We start from the raw sequence: 18,233 nt of genomic DNA, 5'->3' as shown, positions 1-18,233 counted from the left end.
TGTAATCGGCCATATGCCTTTTGGTATAATTTCTGACTATTTTTGTTAAGAAATGGGCTGGCTTGGTTGTGTTAGCGCAAAAAGGGTGGCACGAGGCGTATAACTTATCAAAACTGTAGGTCTTTATTGTGGCAAAGGCTGCCCACATATCGAACGATGTATCGGTGACCGATGCGGTCATTTCTTATGGCCGCAAACGGATCGTTCATGGCGTGTCGCTTACGGCGCGCGCGGGCGAGCTGACGGTTTTGGTCGGCCCGAACGGTTGCGGTAAATCGACTTTGCTTAAAGGTATGGCGCGGGTTCTGCCGCTGACCAAAGGCGTGATCAGGCTGGGCGATCAAGATGTGCATCAAAAATCGACCCGATCCATTGCGCGCAAATTGGCGCTGTTGCCACAAGGCCCCGTCGCGCCAGAGGGGCTAACCGTTCGCGAATTGGTGGCCCAAGGGCGGTTTCCCCACCAGACGTTGCTGCGTCACTGGTCAAAACAAGATGCAGAAGCCGTCGAAACGGCGATGAAACAAGCCGATGTCGCCCAATTCGCAGACCGTCCATTAAACGATCTATCGGGCGGTCAAAGGCAGCGGTGCTGGATTGCGATGATCCTAGCCCAAGATACACCCGTCATGTTGTTGGATGAACCAACCACGTTTCTGGATCTAAAGGTGCAGATCGATTTGCTGCAACTATTGGCGTCGATTGCCCACGACAAATCCCGCGCCGTTGTTGTTGTACTGCATGATTTGAACGTCGCGGCGGCTTTTGCGGATCGTATGATCATGATGCGTGATGGTAAAATTTGCGCAGATGGCCCCGTTTCCGATGTGTTCACCCGAGAAAATTTGCACTCTGTGTTCGGGCTAGCGGCTGATGTCATGCGCGCGCCTGTGTCCAACCGTTTGGTTTGTGTTCCAGCGGCGCAAATCCGTTTGGCCGCTGAATAAACGATGTCCGTTACGTTCCAACATTCCTTTGGCCGCATCGCGGTGGCACTGGCTGCGTTGTTGGCGTTTGCGGTGATGCATCTTGCTTTGGGCAGCAAATGGATACCGCCCTTTGACGTGTTGTCGGCATTTTATGATTTCGACCGTGCGAATTTCGATCATATCGTCGTGCGCCAAATGCGATTGCCGCGCATGTTTGCCGCCATGGCAATCGGCGCGTCGTTGTCCGTCGCAGGTGCAATCATGCAAGGCGTGACGCGCAATCCTTTGGCGGACCCCGGGCTTCTGGGATTAATGAGCGGTGCATCCTTTGGCGTAGTGATCGGGGCAGGGTGGTTCGGTTTGGGATCCGACGCGTGGTTGCCGGTTTGGGCGGCCATCGGATCGTTAGGCGCAGCATCCGTAGTTTTGGCGATTTGCGCCATGATCCCTAAGGGTCGATCGCCGGCTGTTTTGCTGCTGACGGGGGCGGCTGTTTCGGTATTTCTGAATTCGATTGTGGCTGGGGTGAACCTGCTGAACGAAGAAAGCTTTTCGATCTTTCGGGTTTGGCTGTCGGGGGCGATTACCAACTCTGCCGCGACGAAAATGGGGTGGGTCTGGCCATGGATGGTGGCGGGGCTGTGCGTTGCGTTTGCGTTGGCAAGGCAGGTCACGACCCTATCCATGGGCCATGAAGCGGCGACAGGTTTGGGCGTAAACGTCAAACGGCTTAGCGTCGCGCTATTGGCTTGCGTGGTGGTTCTGACGGCGTCGGCAGTTGCTTTGGCGGGGCCGATTGCGTTTGTCGGCCTGGTTGTTCCACATGCGACGCGGCTTTTCGTCGGATCTGACTATCGGCGCGTGATCCCGTTTGCCGCTGTGTTCGGCGCGGGCTTTATGATCCTTGTCGATCTGGTTGCGCGGTCGGTTTTCGCCCCGGCAGAGATCGCAACGGGGATCGTCACATCCTTCTGCGGCGCGCCATTGTTCCTGTATCTGGTGCGAAAACGGCTATGACGGATATCGCTGTTTCATATTTTGGCGGTCGGGTGTCGTTGCGGTTCGCAAAGGGGGTGCCTGTTGCGATCACAGCCCTGATCATCGCGGTCCTAGCGGTCGGAGCCACCAGTTTGCTAGCCGGATCATACGATGTGGCGGTCTGGGACATTCCCGCGCTTTTGTCGGGGCGGGGCGATCCGACGGCTTTGACCGTTCTGTGGGATTTGCGCATGCCGCGTTTTGTGGTGGCCTGCCTTGTCGGCGGATTGTTGGCCATCTCAGGGGCGTTACTGCAAGGCACAACGCGCAATCCGCTGGCCGATCCGTCGTTGGTCGGCGTAAGCCAAGGCGCCAGCTTTGCCGTGGTGTCGCTGATAGTCCTTTGGCCAAACGTGTCCATCTGGGCGCGCCCCATCGCGGCATTTACGGGCGGGGTCTGTGCTGCATTGCTGATCCAGTGGATTTCAGCAGGCAAGCGGGGCGAAAATTCACTGCGCTTTATTTTGGTTGGCATCGGCGTGGCTGCGATCATCAGCGCGGGGACATCTGCGTTGTTAACCTACGGCCAAATCAACCGCGCAAGCAGCGCGCTGGGATGGATGGCGGGCAGCGTCCATACCGCATCTTGGTGGCCCTGTGCGGTATTGGCGATCTGCACGGCGTTATGTGTTCCGGCATTGGTTTGGGTCGTACGGCCGCTGACTGCGCTACGGTTCGGGCCTGAATTGGCGATTGGGTTCGGCCTGTCTATTGGCCGCGCAAAATTTGGCGTGATCACCTTGGCTGTTGCGATGGCAGCATTCGCCGTCGCGGCAGCAGGGCCGATTGGTTTTATCGGCCTGCTTGCACCGCAAATGGCGCAGCGCCTGACCCGCGCCGGCGTCGGCGCCCATTTGGTCCTTAGCGCGCTTGGCGGTGCTGTTCTGGTGTCTGCCGCTGATCTGCTGGGGCGCACCATTGCGGCCCCGATCCAGTTTCCCGCAGGTCTTATCTCTGCGGTGGTGGGCGTGCCCATCTTTGTTCTTCTTATTCTAAAGCGAGCCAATTCAAGCCAGCTTTGACACCTTAACCGGAGTTATCATGAAACCTTTCCTCCTGAGTTTTGTGTTTGCAGTCGTTGGTCTGTCGGCCACCGCACAGGACACCCGTACCTATGTTGATGGCGCTGGCCATAGCGTTGAAATTCCCGTTCAGGCACAGCGCATTGTGGCCTTGCGCGGTGAACAATTCGTCACGCCGTTGATCGAACTAGGCGCACCGATTGTTGGGGCAACCGCAAATCTGATTGATGGCGTGAATGATGGTGAACCCGTCATTCGCGGCGCATATGATTTGTTCCACACCACCTTTGCCGATAGCGGCATTACATTTGTTGGGGCGCATAATCAGCCTGATGTGGAAACCATCGCCACGTTGGATGCTGATTTGATCCTGCTGCCTGATTTCAATGTCGAACTCTATGATCAATTGTCGGCCGTTGCGCCGACCGTTGTGATCAATATATGGTCCGAAACGGCCCGTGATCGGTATCGCAACATTGCCGATGCCGTTGGCCGTTTGGATGAATTCGAACAGCTGCAATCGGTCTATGATTTCCGCCTGAACGGAGCCCGCGCTCTGACCGAAAAAATGATCGGCGACCCATCCAACGTCAGCGTTGTGATTGCCGAAGTGACAGGCGACCGTTTCCGCGTTTACAAAAACTATGGCGCAATGAGCAGCGTTCTGAACGAATTGGGTTTCAACACGCCCGAGATTATCAAATCCATCGATGGCGACCGTCTGGACCTAAGCCCTGAACAGGTTCAACTGATCGACGCGGATTTTATGGTGTCATCCTATGCCGAACATTTCCGCGCGCCGCCTGCCGATATCCGCGCCAATTGGGATGCGCTGATCCCAGGTTGGGATCAAGTGCTGCACGCACCACGCAACAACCAGCACATCCTGATCGCACGCGAACCAATGCGCGCGCTTAGCTTCCGTTCGATGGAGGAAATGCTGGCGATCTATATGTCCAACATCGTGACGCGGTCGTTCGTGCCGGTAGCGGATTAAAACAAAAGGGCCGCGTTGATCACAACGCGGCCCTTTTTTATAAAATGTGTCGCAGATTACTGCGCGCCGCGTGCCAGTGCTGCAACGCCTGTGCGGGCAACTTCGACCAGACCCAATGGGCGCATCAGATCCGCAAACGCGTCGATTTTTTCAGGCGTGCCAGTCAGTTCGAACACAAAGCTTTCCAGCGTGGTGTCCACAACAGACGCGCGGAAAATATCCGCCAGACGCAGCGCTTCGACGCGCTGTTCGCCTTTGCCCGCGACTTTGAACAGACCCAGTTCGCGTTCGACGCTTGGGCCTTCGGCGGTCAGGTCGTGCACGTCCAGAACAGGTACAATGCGGCTAAGCTGGGTTTTGATCTGTTCGATTACCTGCGGCGTGCCAGCGGTCACGATGGTGATACGCGAACGGTGACCTTCGTGGTCAACTTCGGCCACGGTCAGGCTTTCGATGTTGTACCCACGGCCCGAAAACAGGCCGATCACGCGGGCCAGAACGCCCGGTTCGTTCATCACGGTCACAGCCAGCGTGTGGCGTTCCACATCGTCGCCATAGGACGAACGCAGGTTATATGCCGAATGCGAAGAGGACCCTTTTTTGATACGTAGAGCAGACATTGGGTATCCTCCTTATACTAGGTTCGCGCCAGCGGCGAATGCCTCGGCGTCGGCAGACAGCAGCATTTCGTTGTGCGCTTTGCCCGATGGGATCATTGGGAAACAGTTTTCGTGCTTTTCAACCAAGCAATCGAAAATCACCGGACCATCATAGTTGATCATTTCCATGATCGCGTCGTCCAGATCTTTTGGATCGGAACAGATGATGCCCTTGGCGCCGAACGCTTCGGCCAGTTTCACGAAATCAGGCAGGGATTCAGACCACGACGCGCTATAGCGTTCGCCGTGCAGCAGTTCCTGCCACTGACGGACCATGCCCAGACGTTCGTTGTTCAGGATGAACTGTTTTACAGGCAGGCCGTACTGCATCGCCGTGCCCATTTCCTGCATGTTCATCAGCCACGATGCTTCGCCTGCGACGTTGATCACCAACGATTCAGGGTGCGCCATCTGGATGCCGATGGTTGCTGGGAAACCATAGCCCATGGTGCCCAAACCGCCCGACGTCATCCAGCGGTTCGGATCTTCGAACCCCAGATATTGCGCGGCCCACATCTGGTGCTGACCAACTTCGGTCGCAACATAGCGGTCCATGCCTTTGGTCAGTTCCTCAAGACGCTGCAACGCGTACTGAGGTTTGATGGTGGTTTCCGAATTGGTGTAGGCCAGACAGTTGATTTTTTTCCAATCGTTGATCTGTTTCCACCATTTTTCCAGACCCTCTTTGTTGGTCACGCGGCCGCGCGATTTCCAAACTTTCAGCAGGTCTTCCAATACGTGGCCAACGTCGCCGACGATCGGGATATCAACGTGGATGATTTTGTTGATCGAAGATGCGTCGATGTCGATATGCGCCTTTTTCGATTTTGGCGAAAACGCATCGGTGCGGCCGGTGATGCGGTCGTCGAAACGTGCGCCAACGCAGATCATCAGGTCACAGTCGTGCATGGCCATGTTGGCTTCGTACAGGCCGTGCATGCCCAGCATACCCAACCAGCCATCACCCGATGCAGGGTAGGCGCCCAGGCCCATCAGGGTCGAGGTGATCGGGAAACCCGTTGCGTCAACCAATTCGCGCAGCAGCTGCGATGCCGCTGGGCCAGAGTTGATCACGCCGCCGCCGGTGTAGAACACAGGGCGTTTCGCTTTCTCCATTGCGGCAACCAGATCGGTGATGCCTTCGATCGATCCTTTGACGTTCGGTTGGTAATGCGAACGGACTTTGTTTTTGTCGGTATAGGTGTCGGTTGCGAACTGAACATCTTTGGGGATGTCGATCAGCACAGGGCCCGGACGGCCCGATTGTGCGATGTGGAACGCTTCGTGGATGCGGCCCGACAGTTCGGCGGTGTCTTTTACCAGCCAGTTGTGTTTGGTGCACGGACGGGTGATGCCAACGGTGTCGGCCTCTTGGAACGCGTCCGAACCAATCATAAAGGTCGGAACCTGACCCGAGAATACAACGATCGGGATCGAATCCATCAGCGCGTCGGTCAAACCCGTCACCGCGTTGGTCGCACCCGGACCCGAAGTTACCAGCGCAACGCCAACCTTGCCGGTTGAACGGGCGTAACCTTCGGCTGCGTGGATCGCGGCCTGTTCGTGACGAACCAGAACGTGTTTGATCGTGTTCTGTTGGAAAATTTCATCATAGATCGGTAGAACGGCGCCGCCGGGATAGCCGAATACCGTGTCCACACCCTGATCGATCAGAGCTTGAACCACCATCTTTGCGCCGGTCATCTGACGTGACATTGTCATCTTCCTTATCTTGCGTCGCCGTTAAGTCGTTTTGATACAAAAAAGCCCCCGAGATTTTCGGGGGCGCATGGGGAGCCGTTATGGTCTACCGTTACCGGTCCATGCGCCTATTCACCACCACTAGCACTAGATCATTCATCTCTTGGCCTTCTCATATCGTGGCGAAACCTTATGCACGCGTGGAAAATATCGTCAACCGTCGGAATCGAAAAAATGTCGTTTCGGATGCGTTTTTCGCAACTTTCTTTCAAAGCCTGATGTGGATGATTCGAATGGTTAGTCGTAAATTCGCATATACCTTTGGGGTATGCGCCTAATCTAACGTATTAATGTTTCCATTTTCGCACCAAACCCCGTGTCGGGGGTGTGATTGAACGGAAATGCCACGTTAATCATTTGTTTACCTTTGCGCTGTCGCCACATTCTTGCCATGACTTAACGGACTTTGCACGGTTAAGGGGGTGTTTGACATGGCAACGGTAGAAGAAGTCCTAAGCGCATTAGAGGCGGGCGGTCGAACGATTGACGCGACTTACACGGTTTCGGGCGCATCTGCGTTTACCTATGTGTTCTTTGTCGAACCCATCGTGTATCCCAGCGACCCGTCCACAACATATTATGATCTTAGCGTCATCGTTGCGGATGCGGACGGTAATGCCGTTGAGCAAAGCGCTGGGGATTATAGCGTTGGTTTGGGGCCTAGCTCTACCTCGGCGGATTTTGAATTCTTTGCGATCAATGGCGGTATTGCGGCGCAATCCATGCCAGACGGAGAGCCTGGAAAGATCGAAGTCACGTTCGACGACGACGGTACGATCTATGATATCGCCGTCAATTATGGTGACGAACAGCTTGCATTGGATCCAATCGCCGAAGCGGTCGAAGAGGTTGAAACCGTCGACCCGATTGCCGAAGTTTCCGCGATCGCAGGCACCGACATCAGTGATATTTTGCTGGGCACGGGCGCAGACGACCTAATCGACGGGTTCGATGGTCACGACACTATTCGCGGCCTTGGCGGCGATGACATGATTTACGGCGGCGATGGTGGCGACGTCATCTATGGCGGCGGAAATGATGACTTTATTTCCGGTGATCGCGGTGACGACGTTATTCGCGGCGATGGCGGTGACGACGAAATCTATGGTGGTTTTGGGCACGACTCCATTACTGGTGGATATGGCAGCGACTTTATCGAAGGTGGCGAAAACAACGACACGCTGCTGGGCGCGCGTGGTGCTGACGTTATCTATGGCGGTCGGGGCGACGACACTGTCGCTGGCGGCAATGGTAGCGATTGGTTGGCTGGCGGTGCAGGCGATGATTTCGTTTATGGCGGCAAAAGCAACGACGAAATCCATGGCGGTCAAGGCGACGACTACCTACAGGCGGGCCGAGGCAAAGATTACGTAACCGGTGGCAAAGGTGACGATACCATCTACGGCAATGCGGATGCTGACCTGCTGTATGGCGGCAAAGGCAATGACTGGATGTCGGGCGGGTCGGGCAACGACTATATCGACGGCGCGGATGGTGACGATACGGCCCATGGTAATGCCGGCGCGGATACGATCATCACGGGCGACGGGTCTGATGTTGTCGCTGGTGGCGATGGTAACGATTACATCGATACTTCGGGCAATATCGACGGGTTGTTTGGGATCAGTGGCACACCTGATCGTGGGTATCCGGATCTGTTCGCTGCCGATGCTGATCCCGAAGACGACATGGATTTCGTCCGCGGCGGTGCAGGGGACGACACCATCCTGACGGGCGACGACGCCGACATTGCTTATGGCGGTGATGGTGACGATACAATCGACGGCGGCTTTGACGACGACGTTCTGTACGGCAACGATGGGAACGACACGATCTTTGCTGGCGAAGGTGCGGACTATGTGCGCGGCGGCGAAGGCGATGACGTTATTTATGGCGGCCTGAACCCAGAATTCCCTGATGAACTGAACGTTGACGATGCCGAAGATCTGGAAACGTCGAACGGTGACGATGTCCTACTGGGTAATGGCGGCAATGACATCATCTATGGTGCTGATGACAGCGATTTCATCTACGGCGGCACCGGCGATGACTGGCTGCAGGGGGGTATCGATGATGACGTCCTGCACGGCGGCGAAGGCAAAGACATCTTTGATTTCGCGGATGGCGACGGTTCGGATATTGTGTCGGATTTCACCAAAGGCGACGACACGATCCAGATCACAGGCGCGACCTATGAGGATCTATTCCTAAGCCAAGACGAAAGCGCGGCCATCATCGAATATGGTGATCTGCAAATCCGACTAGAGAATATGAACGCAGAAGATCTGGACGAAACGGATTTCTTGTTCTGATAACAAATTAGGGCGGCAAGGTATCAACCTGCCGCCCTTTTTGTATCTGGTCATCGGATCGTTTTGCTGTCCGGTAACTGTATGCGCGAAACTTGTTCCGATATTGGTTCTACCTTTAACGGGTGGGTGGCGTTGTCATAGCCGTTCACGTCGCCAATGGGATGCCAATGCTGGCTTTCAAAAATCTCTAGCCCGCTGAATTTCGCCTTGTATCCCATTTTGGGGCTGCCAGGGACCCAATAGCCCAAATAGACGAACGGCAGGCCCATTTCCGCGGCAATGCGGATGTGATCCAAAATCAGGAACGTGCCCAGAGATTGACGATCTTTGGTTGGGTCAAAGAACGAATAGACCATCGACAGTCCGTCATCCAACACGTCGGTCAGGCAAACGGCTGTTAGATCAGGTTCTTGCCCGTCAACGGGCGTTTGATATTCGATCAGTCGCGATTTGATCGGAGTTTCTTCGACCATTGCGGCAAATTCGAACAGGTCCATATCGGCCATGCCGCCGTCAGAATGGCGGCTGTCCAGATATTTGCGGAACAATGCAAACTGTTCTTCGGTCGCCCACGGGCTGGTCACGCGGCGGGCCAAATGCGCGTTGCGTTTCAAAACGCGTTTCTGGCTTTTCGATGGGACAAAGTCAGCAACGCGGATACGCGCCGACATGCAGGCTTTGCAATCTGAACAGGCAGGGCGATACAGAACGTTTTGCGACCGGCGAAACCCTTGCTTTGATAGCGCGTCGTTTAGCCGTTCAGCGTTTTCGCCTTGCAATGCGGTAAACAGTTTCCGTTCCATCCGGCCCTCTAGGTAGGGGCAGGTTTGGGGTGCCGTCACATAAAACTGGGGCGCTATAGGTAACGTGTGGCGCATTGCGTGGTTCACTTAAACAGACAGCGCGAGGTTAGCAACCTCGCGCATAAAGTCTATGGTTTTGGTCAATTACGGGTCTTATAGGCGACGATTTAGCGCCGCAGTGCCGATCAAATGGTCAGTCAGGCCCTGCTTTCGCTCTGTCATGATCATCATGGCGACCGAAATTAACTGCAATGGAAACACGGCGAAAGACACCGAATACCCCAACGTATGCATAAAGGCCGAGGCGCCGTTCATCGGGGATCCGTCCATCTGGCGCAGTTCAACACCCGCGATACGCATGCCCCATGTGGACGATCCGCGCGCGATGGTAACCCAGCGATAAATGAAACCGACAAACACCATAAAGGCGGGCAGGAAAAAGACGGCTGTAAACGCGGTGAATGGCACCAGCAGCATTGCCACGATGAAAATCAGAGCAACATCCAGAACCCATGCAATGCCACGTTTCAGAACAACGCCGTCATAAAAATCACCCCGAACATTGGGGTCTGGCAAACCTAATACATCAACTCTTGCGGTCATAATTGTGATCCTAGTTGGTAGTGGACGGCCCCCAAACCATCGGGGGCCATTCAGTGTTATGCGTCTTCGTGGTTTTCGCGTGGGGCGCGGGCGGCCTGAGCACGGTCATCCATGAATTCGTCGAATTCTGCTTTGTCTTTTGCGTCGCGCAGGCGTTGTAGGAAAGCCTCGAAATCGGATTGTTCTTGTTCCAGACGGCGCAGGGTATCGTTGCGATATGCGTCGAATGCCGAATTGCCGCTGCTACGGGTCATGTGTACGCCATTATAACGGGTTTTTCGGCAGGATTTTCCACTAAACATGCGTTTGCTCCAGATCATATAGGCCAAAAGGGCAAGGCCGACAGGCCAGAAAAAGATAAAGCCAAACACCATGGCCGCAATCCACGCGCCTTTGCCGCGTTCGTCCAGCCAATGTTCAGCGCGCGTTAGCCAACCGGCGCGATCTGCCGGGGCGGTAGTCGGGTCGTAAGTATGGGTCATCTTTGGCTCCATCAGGGAATGTAAATGGTATTCACATTAAATCATATCGGTATGGGGCGGCCCTGCAGCAAGGGGTAATGTTAAAGATTTTTACATTTTCTTGTTAGAGGTATGAAATATAGACAATTTTTTGATCGTTTTGGGCCGTTGACGATAGGTTGCTGCGCGATCAAACTGCCAATATGACATTCGAATCCCGTATTTCCCGTGCGCCGCGCGCCTACAATATCGACCGTGCTAATGAATTGTCGGCGGCGTTTAGCGATTTGCCACCCGCTACCGTTAATGTGATCCACGGCGCAGCGGGATGTAGCCCGTATTTGGCGACCCTATTAACAAAAGAGGCCGATTGGATACGCGCCGCTTTAGATGCGCCTGAAAACGCATTGGCCGACGAAATTGCCCGCACCCGCACAGTAACCCGAGAGGATCTGAGCATTGAGCTGCGCCGAGCCAAACGTCGTGTCGCATTGATCACCGGGATTGCCGATGTGGCGGGTGTGTGGCCCTTGGAGCAAGTGACCCAAGCCTTGTCTGATTTTGCCGATGCCAGCGTCGATGTATGTTTGCGTCAGCTAGTAGGCCATGAAATTGCGCGAGGCAAAATTCCGGGGCTGACCGAACAGGATGCTGAAACGGCTGGGGGGATGTTTGCTCTGTCGATGGGCAAAGGCGGTGCGGGTGAATTGAATTATTCATCGGATATCGACCTAATCGTTTTGTTCGACAGTGATCGATTTGATGCGTCAAATTATGACGATGCGCGTGCCGCGTTTATTCGGGCAACTCGGAAAATGGCCACGACGATGTCTGATGTCACCGATCAGGGCTATGTGTTCCGTACCGATTTGCGACTGCGCCCAGACGCCAGCGTGACGCCTGTCTGTTTATCAACGGACGCGGCCGAACATTATTACGAAAGCGTGGGGCGCACGTGGGAACGGGCCGCCTATATCAAAGCGCGGACCGGTGCTGGCGATATCGCTGCGGGCGAACGGTTTTTAAAAACCATGCAGCCCTTTGTTTGGCGGAAACATCTGGATTTTGCATCCATCCAAGACGCCCATGATATGCGGTTAAAAATACGCGATCACAAAGGGTTATCAGGCGCATTGAAACTAGACGGTCACAATATAAAATTGGGCCGTGGCGGTATCCGAGAGATCGAATTCTTCACGCAGACCCGCCAATTGATCGCAGGTGGTCGCGATCCTGAATTGCGCGTGCGCGATACGAAATCGGGACTGGAACGGTTGGCTGCGGCAGGCTGGGTGCCCGCAGAAGATGCCAAAGTGCTGTACGATCATTACCGTTATCACCGCGAAATCGAACACCGTTTGCAGATGGTGTCGGACCAGCAAACCCATTCGTTGCCAACATCGGACGATGGTTGGGAACGTTTGGCGGCATTCGTGGACACGGATGTTGCCGCGTTGCGCGCGGAATTGTCAGACCGCAGTGAACAGGTACACGCATTAACCGAAGGCTTTTTTGCGCCTGACGCCGCACCTGTGGAACCGGTGGATGATTTTGGCGCGGATTTTGTGACGCGGTGGCACGGCTATCCTGCGCTAAGATCGGAACGGGCGGTCGAAATATTCAAACGACTTCGGCCAGAGATTTTGGCACGCCTGAAAGAGGCCGCAAAACCAGACGAAGCATTGCTGCAGTTTGATGGTTTTCTGCGCGGGCTACCGGCAGGGGTCCAGCTGTTTTCCCTGTTTGACGCGAACCCGCAACTGACAAAATTGATCGTTGATATTTGTGCGACGGCGCCAGCCTTGGCCACGTATTTGTCGCGCAATTCGGACGTTTTTGACATGGTTATTGGCGGTGATTTTTTCGCGCCATGGCCCGGAACGGCTGCATTAACCCAAATGTTGTCCGAAGATTTGGAACGCGCAGGCGATTACGAAGACGCATTGAACGCGGCGCGTCGTTTCATGAAAGAATGGCATTTCCGCATCGGTGTGCACCATTTGCAGGGGTTGGTGTCGGGTGCCGAAAGCGGTATTCAATACAGTGACTTAGCTAGCGCTGTTATTTCAGGTCTATGGCCTGTGGTCGTGGATGAATTTGCGCGCAAACACGGGCCGATGCCTGGGGCTGGCGCGGTTATTCTGGGGATGGGATCTTTGGGTGCTGCGCGCCTGAATGCGGGGTCTGATCTGGATCTGATCATGATCTACGACCCGCAAGATGCCACAGAATCCGAAGGTCGCCGCCCGCTGGCCGTGCGCCCGTATTACGCACGCCTGACCCAAGCGTTAATCACCGCAGTGACGGCCCCTATGGCGGATGGTCAACTGTACGAAGTTGATATGCGATTGCGGCCTTCGGGGCGTCAGGGGCCTGTTGCGACGTCGCTGTCGTCGTTCGATACCTATCAACGAAACGAGGCATGGACGTGGGAACATTTGGCGCTGACCCGCGCACGGCCCATTGCGGGTTCGGGCGAATTGGCGGATCGCGTCGAAACTTTGCGCCGCGCGATCCTGACCGAAAAATCCAAAGGCGATAGCATTTTGGCCGACGTCGCCGATATGCGCCGCCGCCTGGGCGAAGCCAAAGCGCCAGATGGCATATGGGATGCGAAAAACGGTGCGGGTCGTTTGATGGATGTCGAACTTTGCGCGCAAACGGCGGCCTTGCGGGCGGGGGCGTCGGTGCGCGGCGTGGCGGAACAAATTAACGCCGGTGTCGTCTCTGGCTGGTTTGATGCCGCGGATGAAGCGGCGCTATGCAGGTCCGCCAGTTTATTCTGGTCGCTGCAGGCTGCGGCGCGATTGCTGACGGGCGGGACACTTGACCCCGAAAAACTGGGCGAAGGCGGGTTGCGGTTTATCTTGCGTGAAACGGGGTTTGATGATGTTGCGTCGCTTACACAGGAAATGGAGCGCGTCGCAGCGGAGGCGAACACGGTCATCAGTCAGCTATTGGGAGAGGTTGAACATGGCTAAGGACGCATTGGACCCGACAGGGGTCATCGCGGAATCCTTTAAGATCGAAGGCATCGGACCAGAGGATTGTCGCGGCATTTTTCTGGACTGGGCGCTGAAAATGCCTGTGGACGCGGATAACGCGGCGTTGATTGGTCAGTTGCTGGCCCGTCACGCGAACGAGCCGCTGGATCATCCGATGATCGGCGTGTTAAAGGATGCACTGCAGCCGATGGACCGTCCGCGCCGCCGTGGTGGATACCGCAGTCGTCCCCGCGAAAATTAACCCAAAGCTTTCCCAAGGCGCGGCAATCGCGCCTTTTTTAATAGGTTCCGCATGGTCCATTCACCGTCCGATAGTCGGCGGGCCTCGGCCAGAACGGCATTGGCGGCGGTTTCGACCTGTTTGGGATGATCCAGCCACAGGCCGTATAGAAACCCGTCAGGATCCAAACGATCCACGCCTTCTTCGGCCAGATATTGTTTGGGGAAATCTTTCATATTCACGGTCAGGATCGCGTCGCAGGATCCCGCGACGGCGCTGGCCAGAACGTGAATATCGTTTTTATCAGGCAGCCACAGGCGCTGTTCGATATGCGGCGCTGCGGGCACGATGGCGCGGGGGAACCGCAGGGACAGGGCCGCGATTTCGCCGCGGGCGATGACCTCGGCCCCGTTGCCTAATTTGATCGTGCCGCGTGCCCATTCCTCTAGGATGCGGTCAGACCAACGGGGTTCGAACAGACCTTGGTCCGCGACCCCCAGAATGATTTCGCGCATCACTGTTGGAAACAGCACGCAGGCGTCGATCAGGACCCTCACAGGCGGAAGAACACGGATTTCAGATATCCGCTTTCGGCCAGTTGCGGCATCAATGGGTGATCCGCGCCGGCGTAGCCTGTGTGAATGATTTGGGCGCTGCGGCCTGCGCGGCCAATACCGCGCACCGATGCATTGCGGAATTTGGTGATCTCTGCGGCGTGCGAACACGAACACAGAACCAAATACCCACCTTCGCGCACCAACGGCGCAGCCAGACGTGCTACCCGTTCGTAGGCGCGCAGACCGGCCTCTAGCGCTTTTTTCGATGGGGCGAATGCGGGCGGGTCACAAACGACCACATCAAATGTTTCGCCTTCGGCACCCAATGCGGACAACACGTCGAATGCGTCGCCTTGGCGGGTGCTGAATTTATTGGCCATACCCATCGCCGCCGCGCCATCGGTGGCCAGAGACAGGGCAGGGGCCGACCCATCAACCGCAACGGCCGAAGATGCGCCGCCAGCCAAAGCCGCCAGCGAAAATCCACCAACATGGGAAAACACGTCCAACACGCGCGCGCCGCGCGACAATGATGCCGCAAAGGCGTGGTTCGGACGCTGGTCAAAGAACAGACCGGTTTTCTGTCCGCCCATCACGTCCGCCATGTAGATCGCGCCGTTCATCGGCACTGGGATCGGGGCGTCAGGCGCGGTGCCTGCGGTGACGGACATGGTTTCATCCAGACCTTCTAACGCACGCGCGCGGCCAGATCCGTTCATGATGACGGTTTTCACGCCAACCACGTCCTGCAACGCCGCCGTGATTTCAGGCATCAGTTTATCAGCCCATGCCGCATTCGGCTGCACAACGGCGACATCGCCGAAACGGTCGATGATCACGCCAGGCATTCCGTCGGCTTCGGCGTGGATCAGACGATAGAACGGATCAGAAAACAGGCGGTCACGATGCGCCAGCGCACGGGCCAGTTTCGCGGCGATCCATGTCTGGTCGATCACGGCATCGGGGTTGCGGTCCAGCATGCGTACGATGATGCGTGAATTGGGGTTCACGGCAACAACGCCCATGTCCTGACGTTCGGCATCTTGCAGGGTCGCGATCGCGCCGGCTTCGATGTTTTTCGTCCGGCGGTCGACAACCAGATCGTTGGAATAAACCCATGGATAGCCGAACCGGATGGAACGGGCATCAGCTTTGGGCATGAGGCGGACAATAGGCAAAGGGGACGTGTTCATATCGTCCCCTTTAAATCGTTTCATCTGCGCCGAAAAGCGGTTTAGTGCGTCAAAGTCGAGGTCAGCAGCGGGATCAGGTAATCTTTGACGTACTGACGTTCGGTGTAACCGCTGGCATCCATGAAAATCGACGCTTCTGGCGTGGACACCAAAGATACTTCGATTTCGGTCGGGCCTTCGATCACGCGGTCGGTGCCGACTTCGCGAACCAGATAAGTATAGTGAATGTCGTAGTCACCTTTGTAGGCGTAACGCGCATGTTGGGTCATGCCGTGGAATTTGGTGATGGTCAGGTCAACAACCACGTCAACTTCGCCGCGCATCAGTTCGGCGCCTTCGGCGGCGGCCTCTTCGAATAGGACGCGCAATTGTTCGTGACGATCAAAACCCAGATCACCGCGCCATACGATGTCGGCGCGCGGTTTGATCGAATTCGCTTCGGATACGGACAGGTTCAGCGGCACCGAAATCCGAACATCTTTGACGGTGTAGGTCGGCAGATATTGGTCGGACACGTCTGCCAAAGGCAGCTGTACGGTTGCGTTACGCGTCACATCGTCGCTCATTGTACAGCCAGCAACAAATGCGGCCAATAGACATGCGCAAGCGGCTTTGATTAGTTGCATCGTTTCGTCCTTTCAGCTCGCCCCGTTTTTTCTGGGGTTTTTTATTCGGAAACAAAGGTGTTTCTCGAAAGTTTGTCTAAATATCCTTTCGAATAGTGACGGAACTAAGGCGCTGTTCGTCCGATTTAGTGGTATCTTGCTGACCGCAATGAGATATTTTGAGATATTGTTAGCGGTAACAATCCGTGCTAGGGGAAACCCAAGTAAAGCCAAAGGAGATTCCCATGGCCCTCAACGCCAAAATCGTTGAAGTCACAGATCGAATTCGCAAACGTAGTGAAAAGTCGCGGACTGCCTATTTGGATCATATGTCCGCCGCCGCCGCCGAAGGCCCCCGTCGGGCCCACCTGACATGTGGTAACCAAGCGCACGCATATGCCGCCATGGGCGATGACAAAGCGGCGTTGATCGATGAACGCGCGCCGAATATCGGGATTATCACAGCTTATAATGACATGCTGTCGGCGCACCAGCCGTATGAAAAATTCCCTGACATCATTCGTAGTGTGGCCCGTTCGGTCGGTGCTACGGCGCAGGTTGCGGGCGGTGTTCCTGCGATGTGCGATGGCGTGACCCAAGGCCAGACAGGCATGGAATTGTCGCTGTTTTCGCGTGACGTGATCGCTTTGGCTGCAGGTGTTGGGTTGTCGCACAATGTGTTCGATAGTTCCCTGTACTTGGGCGTTTGCGATAAAATCGTACCGGGTTTGGTCATGGCTGCGGCGACGTTTGGCTATATTCCTGCGGTGTTCGTACCAGCAGGTCCAATGACCAGCGGTCTGCCGAACGATCAAAAGGCAAAGGTCCGCCAGCAATTCGCCACAGGCGAAGTTGGCCGCGACAAATTGATGGAGGCTGAAATGGCGTCCTATCACGGACCGGGCACCTGCACGTTCTATGGCACCGCGAACACCAACCAGATGTTGATGGAGTTCATGGGCCTGCACCTGCCTGGGTCGTCTTTTGTGAATCCCAACACGCCGATGCGTGATGCGCTGACCTATGCGGCGGTTGAACGCGCGGCGCAGATCACATCACTGGGCAATGAATTTACGCCAGCCTGTGACGTTCTGGACGAACGCGCATTTGTAAACGGTCTGGTCGGCCTGATGGCGACAGGCGGGTCTACGAACCTTGTTCTGCACCTGCCAGCCATGGCGCGCGCGGCGGGTATTCAATTGGACCTAGAGGATTTTTCGGACCTGTCCGAAGTCGTCCCACTGCTGGCAAAAGTCTATCCAAACGGTCTGGCCGACGTGAACCATTTCCACGCGGCGGGCGGTTTGCAGTTCATGATTTCCGAATTGCTGAACGCGGGTCTGTTGCATGACGACGTGACCACGGTCGCAGGCAAGGGCATGGATCGGTATACTCAGGAACCAAAACTGGACGGCGCCACCGTGAAATACGAGGCTGGCCCAACCGAAACGCTGAACGACAAAATCTTGCGCCCTGTGACTGATCCATTCAGCGCACATGGCGGACTGACTCAGTTGTCGGGCAATCTGGGCCGCGGCGTGATCAAAGTATCCGCTGTCGCCGAAGAACGCCGCATTGTTGAGGCGCCGTGCCGTATTTTCCACGATCAAGCGGACGTTAAAAAGGCGTTTCAGAATGGCGAATTTACCAGCGACACAATCGTTGTTGTCCGTTTCCAAGGCCCATCCGCAAACGGTATGCCCGAACTGCATTCGTTGACGCCAACTTTGTCGGTTCTACAAGATCGCGGGCTAAAGGTGGCGCTGGTCACCGATGGCCGTATGTCTGGCGCGTCGGGCAAAGTGCCTGCCGCGATCCACGTCAGCCCCGAAGCCAAAAACGGTGGCCCATTGGCCTATCTGCAAGACGGTGATGTTGTGCGTCTGGATGCAATCTCTGGCACGCTAGAGGTTGTTGGCGTAGATCTATCGACACGTGATGCGGCTGTTGCGGATTTGTCCGCCAACGGAAACGGCGTTGGCCGCGAATTGTTCGAAGTGTTCCGTCGTAATGTGGGGCTTGCCTCCGAAGGTGCTGGCGTCGTCGTTTAAGACGCCATCACTGTTAT

16 protein-coding genes are annotated in these 18,233 nt (G+C 55.7%); 8 read left to right on the top strand and 8 right to left on the bottom strand.

What is annotated here, in order from left to right; all coding sequences use genetic code 11:
- Positions 1–128: 128 nt before the first annotated feature.
- From ACXAGA_RS10725 to ACXAGA_RS10710, 4 genes are read left to right on the top strand one after another with little or no spacing between them, the layout of a single operon-like run.
- Positions 129–947 carry an ABC transporter ATP-binding protein gene (locus tag ACXAGA_RS10725; protein WP_475117471.1) on the top strand — a complete coding sequence of 273 codons (819 nt, stop codon included), beginning with the start codon at positions 129–131 and terminating at the stop codon, positions 945–947.
- Positions 948–950: 3 nt separating this feature from the next.
- Positions 951–1,946 carry a FecCD family ABC transporter permease gene (locus tag ACXAGA_RS10720; protein WP_475117470.1) on the top strand — a complete coding sequence of 332 codons (996 nt, stop codon included), beginning with the start codon at positions 951–953 and terminating at the stop codon, positions 1,944–1,946.
- Positions 1,943–2,989 carry a FecCD family ABC transporter permease gene (locus tag ACXAGA_RS10715; protein ID WP_475117469.1) on the top strand — a complete coding sequence of 349 codons (1,047 nt, stop codon included), beginning with the start codon at positions 1,943–1,945 and terminating at the stop codon, positions 2,987–2,989. Before ACXAGA_RS10720 ends, ACXAGA_RS10715 begins: the two co-directional genes overlap by 4 nt.
- A gap of 19 nt (positions 2,990–3,008) precedes the next feature.
- The gene (locus ACXAGA_RS10710) at positions 3,009–3,986 is read left to right on the top strand and encodes an ABC transporter substrate-binding protein (RefSeq protein ID WP_475117468.1); all 978 of its coding nucleotides are present in this window, start codon (positions 3,009–3,011) and stop codon (positions 3,984–3,986) included.
- Positions 3,987–4,042: 56 nt separating this feature from the next.
- Here ACXAGA_RS10710 and ilvN read toward each other — a convergent pair whose 3' ends face one another.
- Together ilvN and ACXAGA_RS10700 are read right to left on the bottom strand one after the other, a co-directional pair.
- A complete protein-coding gene (gene ilvN / locus ACXAGA_RS10705; RefSeq protein WP_475117467.1) occupies positions 4,043–4,606 on the bottom strand; it encodes an acetolactate synthase small subunit in 564 nt (187 codons plus the stop codon).
- A 12-nt stretch (positions 4,607–4,618) separates the two neighbouring features.
- Positions 4,619–6,361, bottom strand: a complete 1,743-nt coding sequence (locus ACXAGA_RS10700) for an acetolactate synthase 3 large subunit (RefSeq protein WP_475117466.1) — start codon at positions 6,359–6,361, stop codon at positions 4,619–4,621.
- 476 nt (positions 6,362–6,837) lie between these two features.
- Between ACXAGA_RS10700 and ACXAGA_RS10695 the strand changes: the two genes are divergently transcribed.
- Complete coding sequence (locus tag ACXAGA_RS10695; RefSeq protein ID WP_475117465.1) at positions 6,838–8,718, top strand: calcium-binding protein; 1,881 nt, start codon at positions 6,838–6,840, stop codon at positions 8,716–8,718.
- A 50-nt stretch (positions 8,719–8,768) separates the two neighbouring features.
- On the opposite strand, the gene ACXAGA_RS10690 is transcribed toward ACXAGA_RS10695, so the two are convergent.
- The 3 genes from ACXAGA_RS10690 to ACXAGA_RS10680 form a co-directional block, all read right to left on the bottom strand.
- Positions 8,769–9,596, bottom strand: a complete 828-nt coding sequence (locus tag ACXAGA_RS10690; protein WP_475117464.1) for an arginyltransferase — start codon at positions 9,594–9,596, stop codon at positions 8,769–8,771.
- 78 nt (positions 9,597–9,674) lie between these two features.
- Positions 9,675–10,124, bottom strand: coding sequence for an RDD family protein (locus ACXAGA_RS10685; protein ID WP_475117463.1), 450 nt, complete (start codon positions 10,122–10,124; stop codon positions 9,675–9,677).
- Between the two features lie 56 nt (positions 10,125–10,180).
- Complete coding sequence (locus ACXAGA_RS10680) at positions 10,181–10,606, bottom strand: DUF2852 domain-containing protein (RefSeq protein ID WP_475117462.1); 426 nt, start codon at positions 10,604–10,606, stop codon at positions 10,181–10,183.
- A 182-nt stretch (positions 10,607–10,788) separates the two neighbouring features.
- Between ACXAGA_RS10680 and ACXAGA_RS10675 the strand changes: the two genes are divergently transcribed.
- Complete coding sequence (locus tag ACXAGA_RS10675) at positions 10,789–13,566, top strand: [protein-PII] uridylyltransferase family protein (protein WP_475117461.1); 2,778 nt, start codon at positions 10,789–10,791, stop codon at positions 13,564–13,566.
- Positions 13,559–13,831, top strand: a complete 273-nt coding sequence (locus tag ACXAGA_RS10670) for a hypothetical protein (protein WP_475117460.1) — start codon at positions 13,559–13,561, stop codon at positions 13,829–13,831. Before ACXAGA_RS10675 ends, ACXAGA_RS10670 begins: the two co-directional genes overlap by 8 nt.
- On the opposite strand, the gene ACXAGA_RS10665 is transcribed toward ACXAGA_RS10670, so the two are convergent.
- The 3 genes from ACXAGA_RS10665 to ACXAGA_RS10655 are packed head-to-tail and all read right to left on the bottom strand — an operon-like array spanning position 13,828 to position 16,186.
- The gene (locus ACXAGA_RS10665; RefSeq protein ID WP_475117459.1) at positions 13,828–14,367 is read right to left on the bottom strand and encodes an RSP_2648 family PIN domain-containing protein; all 540 of its coding nucleotides are present in this window, start codon (positions 14,365–14,367) and stop codon (positions 13,828–13,830) included. The two genes, ACXAGA_RS10670 and ACXAGA_RS10665, sit on opposite strands and share 4 nt — an antisense overlap.
- Positions 14,364–15,560: an RSP_2647 family RNA methyltransferase gene (locus tag ACXAGA_RS10660; RefSeq protein WP_475117458.1), complete on the bottom strand. Its 1,197-nt coding sequence runs from the start codon at positions 15,558–15,560 to the stop codon at positions 14,364–14,366. Before ACXAGA_RS10660 ends, ACXAGA_RS10665 begins: the two co-directional genes overlap by 4 nt.
- Positions 15,561–15,601: 41 nt before the next feature.
- Positions 15,602–16,186: a DUF6778 family protein gene (locus ACXAGA_RS10655; RefSeq protein WP_475117457.1), complete on the bottom strand. Its 585-nt coding sequence runs from the start codon at positions 16,184–16,186 to the stop codon at positions 15,602–15,604.
- Positions 16,187–16,410: 224 nt separating this feature from the next.
- Here ACXAGA_RS10655 and edd point away from each other — a divergent pair, with 224 nt between their 5' ends.
- Positions 16,411–18,216 (top strand): phosphogluconate dehydratase, encoded by a 1,806-nt coding sequence (gene edd, locus ACXAGA_RS10650; protein ID WP_475117456.1) that lies wholly within the window; start codon positions 16,411–16,413, stop codon positions 18,214–18,216.
- The last annotated feature ends 17 nt before the right edge of the window (positions 18,217–18,233 follow it).

The sequence above is a fragment of the Marivivens sp. ABH4_498 genome (genome assembly GCF_056160585.1).
The sequence above is the reverse complement of the archived record's forward strand: the minus strand, read 5'-3'. Positions and strand labels throughout refer to the sequence as shown.